A 15,023-nucleotide genomic window follows, 5' to 3' on the forward strand; every position below is an offset into this window, starting at 1 on the left:
TCCGACAACCGACGCAGACAGCAGAACGGCCAGTTCGAGAACGGCATGTCCAAAATGGGCTTTCCCGGCCCGGATGAAGATGATGGTGGTGCGGCGGTGCCGAACGAAGACACCGCGGGGGTGGGAGGGGCCCCTGCGCGGGATACCGGAGACGGTCCTGGCGGGAAGGCCGGGTCGTTCCTGGGCCTGCGTAACTGGCGTCTGCGATCCAAGCTCGCGGCCGTCCTGATCATTCCGACGCTGACCGCGCTCGCGCTCGGCACGCTGCGCGTGATCGACGACAGCGGCGAGGCCACCCGGTTCCAGGACACGGCCGATCAGGTCGCGTTCGCCGACAAGATCACGCTCGTGGTGCACGAACTGCAGAGCGAACGCGCGCTCGCCGTCGCCAGGATCGCCTCCGGTGAGGGAGCGCGCCAGACCGGTCTCGACGCGCAGATCGCCAAGGTCGACCGCGCGGTCGACGACCTCCGTGCATCGGCGAACCAGATCAACCCGGACGACCAGGACACGAGGGACCGCTACTCGCGTGGTCTGCAGCGGCTCGACGCCCTGCGCCCGCTGCGCGGCGCGATGAACACCTCGCTGCTGGGCGACACGCCGGTCCTCATCGCCTACTCCGGCATCCTCGACTCGCTGGTCCAGCTCGGCCGTGAGGTGACGACCGCGGTGGCCAACCGCGACGTGCTCCGGCTCGGCACCACGGTGCAGGCCATCAGTGAGAGCAAGGAGTACATCGCCCGCGGTGACGCGGCGCTGCTGATCGCCTCCTTCCGCTCCTCGTTCCCCGGCGACCTGTTCGACCAGGCCCGTTCGGCGGTGGCCAGTGGTGACGCCTCGACCGCGGCCTTCCTCGCGAACGCCAACCCCGAACAGCGGCAGCTCTACTCGGACACCTTCTCCGGCCCCGAGGTCGACGACCGCCGCCGGATCACCACGATGGCGTTCTCGCTGCACCAGCAGAACGAACCGCCCGCCATCGACAACGTCGCGCTCGGCAACGACAGCCGCGTCGCGCTCGACAAACTGCGCGCGGTCGAGACCAACCTGCTCGGCCAGCTGCGGGCACAGGCCGACGACCTGGCCACCTCGGCGATCAACAGCGCCTGGATCGGCGGCGCGATCGTGCTGCTGGCCCTGCTCGCGGCGCTCGCCCTGATGCTCGTCATCGCCCGCCTGATGCTGCGCCCGCTGCGGATCCTGCGGAAGACCGCGCTCGACGTCGCCTACACCCGATTGCCGGAAACGGTGCAAGCGATCCTGGACGACCCGGACCCGGTCAACGCCTCGAAGCGGTCGGTCGAACCGGTGCCGGTCACTTCGCGTGACGAGATCGGTGAAGTGGCGCGTTCGTTCGACGTCGTCCACGCGCAGGCCGTCAAGATGGCCGCCGAGCAGGCCCTCCTGCGCGAGAACGTCAACGGCATCTTCGTGAACCTGTCCCGCCGGTCGCAGCGCCTGGTGGAACGCCAGCTCGGCGTGATCGACCGGCTCGAAGCCGACGAGCAGGACCCGGACCACTTGGCCAGCCTGTTCGAGCTCGACCACCTCGCCACGCGGCTGCGCCGCAACGGTGAAAGCCTCCTGGTGCTCTCGGGCGCCGGCCTCGCGAAGTCGGTGCCCAAGCCGGTGCCCGCCGCCGACGTCATCGGCGCCGCGGTTTCGGAGATCGAGCAGTACGCCCGGATCGAGATCGGCATCGTCCCCGACGTCGCCGTCCAGGGCCTGACGATCCACGACCTCGTGCACGTGCTCGCGGAACTGCTGGACAACGCCACCTACTTCTCCGAGCCGGAGACGAAGGTGACCGTCCGCGCGGTGATCACCCGCAAGAAGGCGCTCGCCATCCAGGTCACCGACCACGGTGTCGGCATGACCGAGGAGCGGCTCGCCGAGGTCAATCAGCGGCTCGCCGACCCGCCGGACCTGGACGTCTCGGTGACCAGGCGGATGGGCCTGTACGTGGTCGCGCGCCTGGCGCGCCGTCACGGCATCGAGGTCCGGCTCCGGGAGAACGAGGACATCGAAGGCGGCGTGATCGCGCGGGTCGTCGTGCCCGCCGAACTGCTCACGCAGATGCGGCCGGGTTCCTCGCGGAACACCCCGCCGCCGCCGAACCGCTCGGAGACGTCGATGCCGTCGATGTCCGAGATGTCGACCTCGCTGCCCAGCATCCCGGCGTCCGACCGCGGTCTGGAGATGACTCCGCCGCCGCCGTCGAAGCCGCCGTCCCACCAGCCGGTCGCGCAGCAGGGCGGGCTCGTCCCGCTTGACCAGCCGATCAGCCTCGACGACCTGGTCGCGGGCAAGAACGCGGCCGGACCGTTCCTCAGCCCGGCGACCCCCGCCGAGGAGACCCCGGCGTGGCCGACGGCCGAGGACATCTCGCCGGCGAACGGCGACGGGGCCTCCAGCGGTACGGAGACCCAGTTCGCGTCGCTCGTGCTGCCGAAACGGGAGCCGAGGTACGTGCCGGTGAACCCGGTCGAGTTGCCGCGGCAGCCGGAGGAGCCCGAGGACTCGGGTAAGTCGGCGCTGGAGGACGACGTCCCCACCAGGCGGCTCCCGATCTACCAGTCGGTGCTCTCGCGCTGGTTCAGCGAAGGCGACGAAGCCGGTGAGCCCGCGGGCTCGTCCCACGCCGAGGGCACCGAGACCGCTGAGACCGACGTGCCCGAGCAGGACCGCCACGGCATCGACGAGGGCGATGAGCCCGCCGCGGAGCCCGCCGAAGAGGCATTGCCCACTCGGACCCCGCAGAGTGTTCCGCCGGAGACGGTGCTCCAGGACAATGGCTGGCGGAGCGCGTCCGACGACGGCTGGCAGGCGGCGCAGGTCCTGTACGAAGACCGGAACGACGAGATAACCCCGGCAGGCTTGCCGAAACGGGTGCCGAATCAGTACCTCGTCCCCGGCTCGATCGGCGGGGATGAGCCCAAGAAGGAAGACTCGTTCGCCGACAAGACCTCCGGAATGCCGGGCACGGGTGCGATCGCCCGCTCGGCGACGGCGGCTCGCAGTCGGATGGCAAGCTTCCAGAAGGGCTACACGTCGGGACGGCACGCGTTGAAGGAACGCCCGCTCGATGCGCTGGATGACAACGGCGTTCCGGTGACTGGCTGGGGTGCGGGTTCCCCTGCCGATGACAGCAGTAAGGAGTGAAAGTGACACGGGCGGGTGCGATGCAGCCGGGGGGACCGGCGCGGCCTGGCGGCCAGGCGCAGGGTAAAGGACACACGAGCAGCTTTGCCTGGCTGATCACGGATTTCGTGCACCGGGTCCCGGGCGCGGCGCATGCCGTGGTGGTGTCGGCGGACGGTTTGCTGCTGGCTTCCTCGAAGGGACTTCCCAAGGACAGGGCCGATCAACTCGCCGCCGTCTCGTCGGGGCTCACCAGCCTCGCGCGCGGTGCGGCCAAGGTGTTCGAAGGCGGCACGGTCGCGCAGACGGTGGTCGAGATGGCCAACGGCTTCCTCTTCCTGATGTCGGTGTCCGACGGTTCCTGTCTGGCGGTCCTCGGATCGCCGGAGAGCGACATCGGCCTGGTCGTCTACGAGATGACCTTGCTGGTGGAACGGGTGGGGCAACAGCTGACACCGGAGATGCGCGCGCAGCTGCAGGGCGCGTCGGTCCGCCGCTGAGCGACCGGGAACCGAGGAGAATGCCGTGGACGACGGGCGCTTGAGGGGCGATGGCCGGCTCGGTGACGACTTCTCCGGCGGGTGGTCGGAACGAGACGACGGCCGGGAGGACTGGACGTCCTTCCGGGACCGGGTCGATCGGGAATGGCGATCGCGGCGGGCACAGGGGTCGGACGACGACCCCGTGTCCCCGGAAGAGGCCTCCCGCTGGCTGACCGATTCGAACGCGGGAGCCGGACCCGCCGATTTCAGTGTCACGGACTACCGGGAACGCCTGCTCGGCGGACCCGGGGCCGAACTGTTCGGTGGTGGCAGCGGTCCGCTGTACGACTCGGGCGAGTTCGCCAAGTTCTCCTTCGACAAGGAGGAGGAGCGCCGGTCGGCGGCCGCCGACCCGCTTGCCGCGGCCTTGCCGCAGCAGGCGCAGAACGAGTACGTCGACGAGCCGTACACCACCGACGTCGAATCATCCGGCCTGGTCCGGCCGTACTTCCGCACGCGGGGACGGACCAAGCCGACGTACGACCTTGCCATCGAGGCGTTGATCTCGACCAGCGAACAGGGACGCGTGCTCGACCGGGTGCGCGTACCCGAACACCGGTCGATCTGCGACCTTTGCCTGGACACCCGGTCCGTCGCCGAAGTCGCGGCGCTGTTGCGCCTGCCGCTCGGCGTGGTCCGGGTGCTGATCGGAGACGTGGCCGGCCTCGGCCTGGTCCTGGTGCACACCGCCAGCCAGAACGTGGGTGACCGGCCCAGTATCGAGTTCATGGAGAGGGTGCTCAGTGGGCTTCGGAGAATTTGACTCCGACGCGAATGCGCCGCAGGTGGCCGGGCCGACTTCGTCGGCCAAGATCGTGGTCGCTGGCGGATTCGGATCGGGGAAGACCACGCTGGTCGGGGCGGTTTCGGAGATCGATCCGCTGACCACCGAGGCCATGATGACCGAGGCCAGTACCGGCGTCGACGACAATTCGGCCACCCCGAACAAGTCGACGACGACCGTTGCCATGGACTTCGGGCGCATTTCGCTGGACTCGGATCTGGTGCTGTACGTGTTCGGTACGCCGGGCCAGCACCGGTTCTGGTTCATGTGGGACGACCTGGCGGTCGGTGCCATCGGCGCCGTCGTGCTGGTCGACACGCGGAGGCTCGCCGACGCGTTCCCGTCGATCGACTTCTTCGAGAACCGGAAGCTGCCGTACGTCGTGGCGATCAACTGCTTCGACCGGCTGCTGCACCACCAGATCGAGGACGTCCGGCACGCGCTGACGATCTCGCCGTCCGTGCCGATCATGGCCTGTGACGCTCGGGAGCGGGAGTCCGCCAAGCAGGTGTTGATCTCGGTCGTGCAACACGCCATCGCCTACGATTCGGCGTTGCGCGCCGGGTAAAAGGGACGAAAGCCCGGAGCGGATGCGGCCGTTGGAGTGAACTCCGCAGGCTTCACCCGCTTCGGGGATCGGCGCCACCGGCCGGATCGAACACGGGGCGATCCCTCCGGCCGATCCGGTGGTGGCACCACCCGGGCGGGTGATATGCACGTCGCTGACCTGCGTGGACACCGATTCACGCCCGGTCGCGCGACCTCACCACAGGGTGACCCACGAATGCGTGGTTCGCGATGGGTCGACGCGGTGAGCTGCCGGACGCCTACGTTCGGTGAACATCTACGGCCGGGTGGCGGGCTCGACACGATCGACGGGACGAATACGCTGGGTGGAGGCGTCTTTCGGCTTGTCGGTGCTGGTCAGCGAGAGACGTCCGGACCACGTCGCCCAGGTGGTCTTGACGCAGCGAGGAGGGACTTGTGACGGCATCCGGGCAGCAGCAGAGCTCGTTCGGTTGGCTCATCACGGATTTCGCGCGCCGGGTTCCCGGTGCCGCGCACGCCGTGCTGGTCTCTGCGGACGGCCTTCTCCTCGCGCCGTCGGAAGGGCTGCCGCAGGAGCGGGCCGAACAGCTGTCCGCGGTCGCCTCCGGATTGATCAGCCTCACCGCCGGCGCGGCGCGCTGCTTCGACGCGGGCGGGGTCAACCAGACCGTCGTCGAGATGGAACGCGGCTACCTCTTCCTCATGTCGGTCTCCGACGGATCATCGCTCGCCGTACTGGCCGCGCCGACCTGCGACATCGGCACCGTGGCCTACGAGATGACCCTGCTCGTCGAGCGGGTCGGCCAGCAGATCACCCCCGAGCTGCGGGCGCAGCTGCAGGGCGGCGTCCGTGGGTAGCGGCCGATGAAGATCACCGGATTCACCGAGCCGGAACCGTCCGGCTGGGACTCCCTTTACCAAGGCACCGAGCGCGAGGCCTTCGACTCCCCGAGCCGGTTCGAGCTGAGCTCGATCAGCACGGTCATGCCGCGGCGTCCGCCCGCACCGCCGGAACCGGTCTCGACGGCCCCTTCGCCGATCCGCCAGTCGCCCCCGCGTCCCGCTTCCACGGGTAGCGGCGGTCCAGGCTATGCGGGCAGCGCGCCCGCTTCGGTCTACCTGCCGTCCTCTGGCTCTCGTGTCCGGCCCTACACGCGCACCGGCGGGCGCACCCGCACCGCGCACGACCTGGCGCTGGAGGCGCTGGTCTCGACCAGCGACGACGGCCGCCGGTATCGCGGCGTGCGGACCCCCGAGCACCGGCAGATCTGCGACATCTGCCTGGACACCCGCTCGATCGCGGAGATCGCCGCGCATCTGCGGCTGCCGCTGGGCGTGGTGAAGGTGCTCGTCGGCGACATGGCGGACGCGGGACTGGTGCTGATCCACCAGACGGAGCTGATCCTCGGGGACTCCTCTTCGCGCGCCTTCATGGAACGCGTCCTTCAAGGCCTTCGCGCCCTCTGACCCCTTCCCCTCCGCATTTAGTCCTCTGAATGCGTTCCTTGCGCGGTGCAACGACCGCATCCAGAGGACTAAATGCGTCAGCGGAATCCCGAGACCAGCTGACTACTTTAGAGTCAACGTCAGTTGCCTTGGGTAATGACATGCGCTCCGCCTCCGATGACACCTCGGTCGTCCGTGAACGGGATCTCAACGTGACGCCGGTCTTCCTGATCTGCGTTAACGTGGTCGAGGAGAGTAGTCGGTGGGTACTGGAGAAAGCATCCTAGGAAGGACCTGGAAGCTGTTCTGGAACACTTCCATCGGGCAGGATGGAGGATCTTGGATCCGCCGACCTACTACACCGTCCGTTGCCCTTATGGGCAGCATCAGCGGTGGATCCACCTGACGCCGAGCGGCGCCAACTATGGGAAGAACGCAGTGTCCTGGTTGCTTCGTCAGCCTTGCTACGAGATCGAAGGGGGTTCCCGATGAGTGTGACGGTTCACGCGCACTGGGTATTCATCGCCGACGGCGACGGTGATCTCTTCGATTACTGCGACAAAGTGATGCGAGCGCTCCTCGAACAGGAACGATGCCTCGGCGGGTTCGCCGACAGCGCGGTTTCCGCGGACGCTGGGCGGGCGGTGATGGAGATCGAGGCCGATGTGTCCGGCGACGACCTCTCCCACGCCATCGCGGAAGGTCATGCCGCTGTTCGGTCGGCCTTGCATTCGGTCGGGATCGGAACGCCGGACTGGCCGACTCACGGCGAGGCCATGTCGATGGTGCTGAAAGACCTCCGCACTGAACAGCTCGTCTAGTTGCGCGTGCAAGGACCGCATTCAGAGGACTAAATGCGTGGTCACTCGCCCGCGTGCGGACGACCAGGATGTCTACGGCTGATCCAGGACCGGGTGTGTGAGATCGCGGTCGAGACCGACTGTTGAACATGCGTAAGGCCAGGGTCCCGGTCTGCCCCGGGTGCACCTGGCCTTGCGACTCGCCCGGCGTCCGCGACGTCACGCTTCGAACGCAGAATAGACCCAGCCGTCGCGTGTGCAAGGGCCGCACTCAGAGGACTAAATGCGTAGGTCTGAAGGCGGGGTCAGTCTTCGACGAGGGCGGCCGAGGTGATCCGGTGCAGTGGGTAGCGTTCGTTGTCGGTCCCTTCGAGGACCCCGCCCCCGACCCGCATCGGCCGCACCACGCGCTGGCTCGACGTCCCGCGTGAGTCGACGAACCCGATCCACACCTCGCGACGCTCCATGGTCGCCTGTGACAGCAACGCCAGCGTCGCGGAGGTGTCCCCGGCGCCACCGCCCTGCGGCGCGCGCACCGTCTCGCCGCGACGACGCGCCGAAGCGGCGTCACCGGCCCGGACGTGCGCGACGATCTTGCCGACCTGTTCGTCGGTCAGCCCGGCCTGTTCCCCAGGGGCGCGACGCGCGGCACGCGCCTTCGCGGGCAGCCGACGTCCAGACGGCCTGATGTCCATGACGCGCCCATCGGGCCCTTCGGCGGCCGGAGCGAACCCAGCGGCGCGAAGAGCGTCGAGGACCTCGGAAAGCGGGTACGCGCTGATGAGTACCGTCGGCGCGATCATGCGCAGGCCGTACTCCGCCGCGACCGGGCTGCCCATGACCTCCGCGAGCAGCGAAGCGTCGTCACAGCGCAGGAACGACTCGGCGGCGCCACCGCGAAGCCGCCCGTGCCGCCGGGCGACGTCGTCGATCAGGTAGCTCAGCGACTGCGGGACCGGCGTCGCCGACCGTGACGCGAACAACTGGTGCAGTTCGCCCGCGGTCCGCCCGGTGTCGAGCGCGCGCCGCACGGAGGTCTCGGTGATCCGGTAGACGGTCGCGTGCCCGGCCGATTCGATGTCGGCGACGGCGGTCATCTCGGCCGCGAGTTCGGCTTCCAGCGGCCCCGGCGCGACGACGGTCAAGTCGGCCTGGACCAGGACGTGGTCCACCGGCCGTGGTAGCGCGTCGAGCATCGCCTCGACCGCGCCGGGCCGGTCCTCGGCCAGCAGCGCCCGCGTCGCCGTCGTGAGCCCGCCGAGCGCGATCAGGCCGAGGGCGGCCCCTTCGGCCATCGTCCAGCGGACGGTCTCGTCCCGCAGCCGCCCGCCCCGCCGCGGCGCGCGCCAGGCGAGCGCGGCGACCAGTTCGTCGGTGCTCTTCACCCCGGCGCCTTCGGGCAGCGCGGCCAAGGCGAGGAGGATCCGCCGCCGCGAGACCGGCGCCAGCGGCCGTCGCAGGTCTTCCGAAAGCGGCGCGATCGGCTTGTCCTTCGCGTCCCGCCCACCGGCGAGGCCGGGCAGCCGGGGCAGTTCGAGCCAAGCCTGCGCGAGCGTCATCCAGCGCTGCGCCGTCGGTGACGCGAGCCACGTGTCCGTGAGCGTCGTCGGCACCCATTCCGGTGAAGTCGTCTCGCTGTCCGCGACCAGCCCGGCGCCGACCGCGAGCTCCGCCAGCAGGGTCACGCGGGTCTCGTCGGCGTCGAGATCCTTGGCGAGCTTCTTCAGTTCGCGGACGCCGAGGCCGCCGGACTTCAGCACCGGCGGCGGCGTCGCCGACCACGCGCGAAGCATGTTTTCGGTCTGGCGCAAGAACTCCATCGCCTCGCCTGCCGCCGCCTCGTCCACTGTAGACAAATTGTGCGGATGCACGGGGAGTGCCGGTTCGCGCAGCGACGCCGGGTCGAACACCGAGCCGCCGCGCAGGGCGATCCCGAGTTCGCGCGGCAGTTCGACGGTCTGATCGTCCCGGCGCAGCAGCAGCCCGCGGGCAAGCAGCTTCTGGACCGGGTTCTGCGCGCGCTCCAGCGGGACGTCGGCCGAGGCGTCACGGGTGCGGCCGATCGGCGGCCCGGCGGCCAGCGTCGTCAGCAGGGCGCGTTCGTCCTCGCCGATCTCCGCGAGCGCGGTCTCGATGTCCGTTCCGGCGAGCGTGGACGACGACGCGCCCAGCCCGGCGGGGAACGGTCCGAGCGCGTCGCGGGCCGACGGCGGGACACGCAGTCCGTCGTCTTCGCCCCAGACGAGCGCCCGGGTGCGCAGCAGGGTCAGCGCCTCGTCGATCTCGGTGCCCACGAGCCGCGCGACCTCGGCCGATGTGACCGGATCAGTGTCCGCTCCGGCCAGCAGCAGGGCGTCGAGCACGGCGAGGGTGAAGGTGTCGAGGTCTTCGCAGGCGCGCGCGACGGAGCCCGGCGTGCCGGCCCGGGTGGCGAGCACGATGGTGTCGGACGGTGGTGGCGTGGACAGGTCGCGACGCGTGCGCAGCAGTGCGGCGAGTGCGTCGTCGGACTCCTGGCGCAGCCAGTCCGCCAGGGAGGGCGCAGGCATAGAAGACCAGGATACCGGGCGGGTGGTGGACCGGCAGCCGCGTTCGGGCAGACTGTGCGTCGAGAACGGCTTGAGCATGCTCTGGAGGACGTTGTGGCGAAGGGCGAGAACAAGAAGCGCGCGGGAATCGACCCGACGTGGCCCGGTGAAGACGGGGAGCACCCCGTCACCGAGCTGGCTTCCGACCGGCAGGGTGCGCTGTCCCCGTTCGGTGACGTGACCTTTCCTCTCGAGAGCGTGCCTTACGTGCACCCCGAGACCGAGATCAACCGGTAAGAAGTTACTGGTCAGTCACCCCCTGCGGGGCTTCGTGGCGGTCGTCACGGGAGTAGGTTTTCGATCGACCTATTCGAGCGTTCCTCAGCGGGGGTAGTGCCATGCCGGTTCCCGGTCCCGGATATTCGATCACCGTCCGGGTGGAGGCCCCCGCGTCGTCCACCGCGGCGGGTGATCTGACGACCGCCGTCGGCCGGGTCGGCGGCGTGCTGACCGCGTTCGACGTCGTCGAGTCGCACCCCGACGCGATCGTCGTCGACATCAGCGCCAACGCCCTGTCGGAGAATCACGCGCAGGACATCACGCAGACCCTGGACTCGCTCCCGGGCGTGCGGGTCCGCAAGGTCTCCGACCGGACGTTCCTGATCCACCTCGGCGGCAAGATCGAGGTCACCCCCAAGGTCGCGCTCCGCAACCGTGACGACCTCTCCCGCGCGTACACGCCCGGCGTCGCCCGCGTGTGCCAGGCGATCGCCGCGAACCCCGAGGACGCGCGCCGCCTGACCATCAAGCGCAACACCGTCGCCGTCGTCACCGACGGTTCGGCGGTGCTGGGGCTGGGCAACATCGGCCCGGCCGCCGCGCTCCCGGTGATGGAGGGCAAGGCCGCGCTGTTCAAGAAGTTCGCCGACGTCGACGCGTGGCCGGTGTGCCTGGACACCCAGGACACCGAAGAGATCATCAAGATCGTCAAGGCGATCGCCCCGGTCTACGCGGGCATCAACCTCGAGGACATCGCGGCGCCGCGCTGCTTCGAGATCGAGAAGCGCCTGCGTGACCAGCTCGACATCCCGGTGTTCCACGACGACCAGCACGGCACCGCGATCGTCGTGGTCGCCGCGCTGCGCAACGCGCTGCGCGTGGTCGGGAAGAACATCGAGGACTGCAAGATCGTGGTCAGCGGGGTCGGCGCGGCCGGTTCGGCGATCATCCGCCTGCTGCTGGGCAAGAACCCCGGCGACGTCGTGGCCGCCGACATCGACGGCATCGTGCACTCCGCGCGCGGCAACCTCGACGAGAACCTCACCTGGATCGCCGAGCACACCAACAAGGAGCAGCAGGCGGGCACCCTGCACGAAGCGCTCGTCGGCGCCGACGTGTTCATCGGGGTCTCCGCGCCGAACCTGTTCGGGGCCGAGCAGGTCGCGACCATGAAGTCCGACGCCGTCGTGTTCGCGCTGGCGAACCCGGACCCGGAGATCGACCCGCTGGAGGCGCAGAAGCACGCCGCCGTCGTCGCCACCGGCCGCAGCGACTTCCCGAACCAGATCAACAACGTGCTCGCGTTCCCCGGCGTGTTCCGCGGCCTGCTCGACGCGCACGCGCACCACATCGACGACTCGATGCTGCTCGCGGCGGCCGACGCCATCGCGGACGTCGTGGACAACGGCAAGCTCAACGCGTCGTTCATCGTGCCGAGCGTCTTCGACAGCGCCGTCGCCCCCGCCGTCGCCGAGGCCGTCAAGAAGGCGGCAAAAGCAGCCGAGCGCTGAGCAAGCGATACCAAAGGTCCCTTGCTCCATTCGGGTGCGGGAGTCATCACTGAGACCGACCCCGGGGCCGACTTCAGGGTGACGACTCCACGCCTGGCCCGCTCATAGGCTCGATTTCGACCACGAAGTCGATCTTGACGGGGGTTGGGCATGAAGCACTCTGTCCTGAGCAGAATCGGGACACTCACGGCCGCGGCGGTGACCGTGGCGGTACTCGTACCGGCCACGGCGTCCGCCGCGGTTTCGTCTTTCAACTGGGGGCCGTGTCCGGAGGACGTGGCCGCGCCCGGTGTCGAATGCGGCACCTTGAAGGTCCCGCTCGACTACCGGAACCCCGGCGGCGCCACCATCGACATCGCCGTGTCGAAGCTCGCCAGCACCAAACCGGCGAAGCGGCGCGGGATCATGCTGACGAACCCGGGCGGCCCCGGCGGTCCGGGGCTGACCATGCCCGCCGAGTTGCGGAAGGTGGGCATGCCGTCGAGTGTGCTCGACGCGTACGACGTCATCGGGTTCGACCCGCGCGGGATCGGCCGCAGCACACCGGTCACCTGCGATCTCAAACCCGAGCAGCAGACCAGCAACGTCCCGCCGTACGCGCGTGACGCGGCGGCGGTGGCCGAGCGGGCGACGTACGTGGCCGGGATCGCGAAGCAGTGCGGGGAGTCGAAGACCGCCGCGAACCTGCCGTACATCACCACGGCCAACACCGCCCGCGACATGGACCGCATCCGGGAAGCCCTCGGCGAGAAGAAGCTCTCGTACTACGGCGTCTCGTACGGCAGCTACCTCGGCGCCGTGTACTCGACGCTGTTCCCACAGCAGACCGATCGCGTCGTGATCGACAGCGTGACCGGCCCCGGCGGCCTCGATCCGGCCACCTCGCGTCGCCTGGCGGAGGGGTTCGAGGACCGCTTCCCGGACTTCGCGAAATGGGCGGCGGCGCGGCACGCCAGTTACGGACTGGGCCGTACTCCGCAGCAGGTGACGGCGAAGTTCTACGAACTGGCCGCCAAACTCGACACCGGCGCGGTGCCGGGGATCGACGGCGCGACGTTCCGGGCCGGCACCTTCGGCTCGCTGTACTCGACGAGGTCGTTTCCCCTGCTCGCGCAGCAGTGGCAGGGGCTCGACGGCGAAGGTGTCTTGAAGCAGGCAGCCGAGGCACCGCAGATCGACGTGGCGCAGCTGCTGTCCGGGCAGCTGCACGTGGTCTGCAACGACGCGAACTGGCCGGAGGACGTCGCGACCTATCAGCGCAATGTCGCGAAGGATCGGGTGAAGTACCCGATGTTCGGCGCGGCAGGGGCGAACATCTGGGCTTGCGCGTTCTGGCCGTCCGAGCCGATCGAGCCGCCGGTGCGGATCGGCGACCGGGGACCGTCGAACATCCTGATGGTGCAGAACCTGCGTGACCCGGCGACGCCGCTGAGCGGTGCGAGGGAGATGCGCCGGGCGCTCGGTGACCGGGCGCGGATGGTGACCGTGGACGAGGGCGGGCACGGGGTCTGGCTGACCGACGAAAACGCTTGCGGCAACAACGCCGTCAACCGGTTCCTCGTGGAAGGCAAGCGGCCGGCGCACGACACGGCCTGCGGAGTGGACAAGGGCGGGCTGTTCGACTCGATGTCACCGCAACAGCGGCAGGACCGCGAGAAGGCACTCGACGAGGTTCGCTCGAAGCAGCGGATGTTCTGAGGACTAACCTGCTGAGCGTGAGTGAACTCAGCCACGTCGACCATACGGGCGCCGCCCGTATGGTCGACGTTTCCGGCAAGACGCCCACCGCCCGCACCGCGCTGGCCGGCGGCACCGTGCACACCACGGCCGAGGTGCTCGGCCTGCTGGCCACGGACGGCCTGCCCAAGGGCGACGCCCTCGCCACCGCGCGGATCGCGGGCATCATGGGCGCGAAGAAGGTCCCCGAGCTGATCCCGCTCTGCCACCAGATCGCGCTGTCCGGGGTGAAGGTCGAATTCGCCCTCGCCGAGACGGCCGTGCACATCACCGCGACCGCGAAGACGAACGACCGGACCGGCGTCGAAATGGAGGCGCTGACCGCCGTCGCCGTCGCCGGGTTGACCCTGCACGACATGATCAAGGCCGTCGATCCCGCGGCGACCCTCGACGACGTCCGCCTGATCCGCAAGGACGGCGGCAAGACCGGGACCTGGGAGCGGCCATGAGCCGGGCCGCGCGGGTCATCGTGGCGTCCAATCGCGCCGCGAAGGGCGTCTACGAGGACAAGACCGGTCCGGTCATCACGGCCTGGCTCGCCGAGCGGGGCTGGGACGTGCCGGACCCCGTCGTCGTCGAGGACGGCGATCCCGTCGGCGAGGCCTTGCGCGAGGCCGTCGCGGCCAGGGTCCAGGTGATCGTGACGACCGGCGGCACCGGCATCTCGCCGACCGACCGCACCCCGGACGTCACACGCGCGATCCTCGACTACGAGCTCCCCGGCGTCGCGGACGCGATCCGGGCCGCCGGATTGCCCGCTGTGCCCACGGCCGTGCTCTCGCGCGGGGTCGCCGGCGTGGCCGGGCGGACGCTGGTGGTGAACCTCCCAGGCTCACGCGGCGGCGTCAAGGACGGCCTGGGCGTACTGGACGGGATCCTCGACCACGCCGTCGACCAGCTGGCGGGCGGCGACCACCCACGGGAGGCACCACGATGAGCGTTCGGGTCGCACGGGTCGCGGTGGTCGACGAGCCGCTTTCGGTCGAGGAGCACGCCCGGCTGGTGGACGACGCGGCCGCGGGCGCCGTCGTCACCTTCGGCGGGGTCGTGCGGGACCACGACGGCGGGCGGTCGGTGGAACGGCTCGCCTACGAGGGACACCCCACCGCTTCGGAGGTGCTCGCGGAGGTCGTCGCGGACCTCTCGGCGAAGTGGACCGGCGTTCGGGCCGTCGCGGTCAGTCATCGGCTGGGCGAGCTCGCGATCGGAGACGTCGCGCTGGCTTGCGCCGTGGCCGCCGAGCACCGCGGCCAGGCTTTCGCGGCCTGCTCGGAGCTGGTGGACGAGGTCAAGGCCCGGCTGCCGGTGTGGAAGCACCAGCACTTCACCGATGGCAGCGACGAGTGGGTCAACTCGCCTTAGCGCCCTTCCTCCCGCTTGGGGCCCCATCCCTCGCGTGCAATGAAGGGGCCTTTCCATCCTGAAGTTCTGGGGGCGTGGGGTCGTGAGTGGCGAGTGTCGTTCTGGCCGACGGTGTTTTGGTTACCTACGGCGGGTGAGCCGGGTAGCGCTGGGTCCGTGAAGGACTCCTTGAGGGACTCTGGGTCCCTCAAGGAGGACCCGCATTTGTGTACCTACTTCTGACCTGGACGAGGGTGGTGGTCGTCGCCCCGGTCTCACACCTTGATCAACGGAAGATCCGGGACACTCAACGTCCCCGATCTTCCGTTGATCAAGCTCGCGTCCCTCCCGATCTGCGGACCGGC

Annotated in this window: 12 protein-coding genes and 1 pseudogene; 12 read left to right on the forward strand and 1 reads right to left on the reverse strand. The window is 69.4% G+C overall.

Translation table 11 applies throughout. The features are described from left to right. The first annotated feature begins 45 nt into the window (after window positions 1-45). From ACZ7KI_RS09765 to ACZ7KI_RS09795, 7 genes are all read left to right on the forward strand, one after another. On the forward strand, window positions 46-3,162 hold the full coding sequence (locus ACZ7KI_RS09765; protein ID WP_470272909.1) for a sensor histidine kinase: 3,117 nt from the start codon (window positions 46-48) through the stop codon (window positions 3,160-3,162). Window positions 3,163-3,182: 20 nt separating this feature from the next. Beyond that, complete coding sequence (locus ACZ7KI_RS09770) at window positions 3,183-3,641, forward strand: roadblock/LC7 domain-containing protein (RefSeq protein ID WP_470272910.1); 459 nt, start codon at window positions 3,183-3,185, stop codon at window positions 3,639-3,641. 25 nt (window positions 3,642-3,666) lie between these two features. Further along, entirely contained in the window at window positions 3,667-4,446 is a 780-nt protein-coding gene (locus tag ACZ7KI_RS09775; RefSeq protein ID WP_470272747.1) for a DUF742 domain-containing protein, read from the forward strand. Next, the gene (locus ACZ7KI_RS09780) at window positions 4,427-5,035 is read left to right on the forward strand and encodes a GTP-binding protein (RefSeq protein ID WP_061985000.1); all 609 of its coding nucleotides are present in this window, start codon (window positions 4,427-4,429) and stop codon (window positions 5,033-5,035) included. The genes ACZ7KI_RS09775 and ACZ7KI_RS09780 overlap by 20 nt, the downstream gene beginning before the upstream one ends. A gap of 416 nt (window positions 5,036-5,451) precedes the next feature. Further along, complete coding sequence (locus ACZ7KI_RS09785) at window positions 5,452-5,874, forward strand: roadblock/LC7 domain-containing protein (RefSeq protein WP_037318050.1); 423 nt, start codon at window positions 5,452-5,454, stop codon at window positions 5,872-5,874. Between the two features lie 6 nt (window positions 5,875-5,880). Further along, a complete protein-coding gene (locus tag ACZ7KI_RS09790) occupies window positions 5,881-6,483 on the forward strand; it encodes a DUF742 domain-containing protein (protein WP_470272748.1) in 603 nt (200 codons plus the stop codon). Between the two features lie 467 nt (window positions 6,484-6,950). Next, window positions 6,951-7,283: a hypothetical protein gene (locus ACZ7KI_RS09795; RefSeq protein ID WP_470272749.1), complete on the forward strand. Its 333-nt coding sequence runs from the start codon at window positions 6,951-6,953 to the stop codon at window positions 7,281-7,283. A gap of 284 nt (window positions 7,284-7,567) precedes the next feature. On the opposite strand, the gene ACZ7KI_RS09800 is transcribed toward ACZ7KI_RS09795, so the two are convergent. Further along, window positions 7,568-9,811 carry a helicase-associated domain-containing protein gene (locus tag ACZ7KI_RS09800; protein ID WP_470272750.1) on the reverse strand — a complete coding sequence of 748 codons (2,244 nt, stop codon included), beginning with the start codon at window positions 9,809-9,811 and terminating at the stop codon, window positions 7,568-7,570. A gap of 93 nt (window positions 9,812-9,904) precedes the next feature. Between ACZ7KI_RS09800 and ACZ7KI_RS09805 the strand changes: the two genes are divergently transcribed. From ACZ7KI_RS09805 to ACZ7KI_RS09825, 5 genes and pseudogenes are all read left to right on the forward strand, one after another. Further along, entirely contained in the window at window positions 9,905-10,087 is a 183-nt protein-coding gene (locus ACZ7KI_RS09805; protein ID WP_470224852.1) for a hypothetical protein, read from the forward strand. Window positions 10,088-10,188: 101 nt separating this feature from the next. Then, window positions 10,189-11,580: an NAD-dependent malic enzyme gene (locus ACZ7KI_RS09810; protein ID WP_470272751.1), complete on the forward strand. Its 1,392-nt coding sequence runs from the start codon at window positions 10,189-10,191 to the stop codon at window positions 11,578-11,580. A gap of 150 nt (window positions 11,581-11,730) precedes the next feature. Then, on the forward strand, window positions 11,731-13,278 hold the full coding sequence (locus ACZ7KI_RS09815) for an alpha/beta hydrolase (RefSeq protein WP_470272752.1): 1,548 nt from the start codon (window positions 11,731-11,733) through the stop codon (window positions 13,276-13,278). 17 nt (window positions 13,279-13,295) lie between these two features. After that, window positions 13,296-13,766: a cyclic pyranopterin monophosphate synthase MoaC gene (gene moaC, locus ACZ7KI_RS09820; RefSeq protein WP_396563245.1), complete on the forward strand. Its 471-nt coding sequence runs from the start codon at window positions 13,296-13,298 to the stop codon at window positions 13,764-13,766. Further along, window positions 13,763-14,679, forward strand: a pseudogene (locus tag ACZ7KI_RS09825) (molybdenum cofactor biosynthesis protein MoaE). Before moaC ends, ACZ7KI_RS09825 begins: the two are co-directional and overlap by 4 nt. Window positions 14,680-15,023: the final 344 nt, after the last annotated feature.

This window comes from Amycolatopsis sp. NPDC039088, from assembly GCF_055598845.1.

Excerpts from the sequence above, each read along its gene's own strand:
- ACZ7KI_RS09765 (WP_470272909.1), top strand. The coding sequence starts at position 46 with ATGTCCAAAATGGGCTTTCCCGGCCCGGATGAAGATGATGGTGGTGCG.
- ACZ7KI_RS09770 (WP_470272910.1), top strand. The coding sequence starts at position 3,183 with ATGCAGCCGGGGGGACCGGCGCGGCCTGGCGGCCAGGCGCAGGGTAAA.
- ACZ7KI_RS09790 (WP_470272748.1), top strand. The coding sequence starts at position 5,881 with ATGAAGATCACCGGATTCACCGAGCCGGAACCGTCCGGCTGGGACTCC.
- ACZ7KI_RS09795 (WP_470272749.1), top strand. The coding sequence starts at position 6,951 with ATGAGTGTGACGGTTCACGCGCACTGGGTATTCATCGCCGACGGCGAC.
- ACZ7KI_RS09800 (WP_470272750.1), bottom strand. The coding sequence starts at position 9,811 with ATGCCTGCGCCCTCCCTGGCGGACTGGCTGCGCCAGGAGTCCGACGAC.
- ACZ7KI_RS09810 (WP_470272751.1), top strand. The coding sequence starts at position 10,189 with ATGCCGGTTCCCGGTCCCGGATATTCGATCACCGTCCGGGTGGAGGCC.
- ACZ7KI_RS09815 (WP_470272752.1), top strand. The coding sequence starts at position 11,731 with ATGAAGCACTCTGTCCTGAGCAGAATCGGGACACTCACGGCCGCGGCG.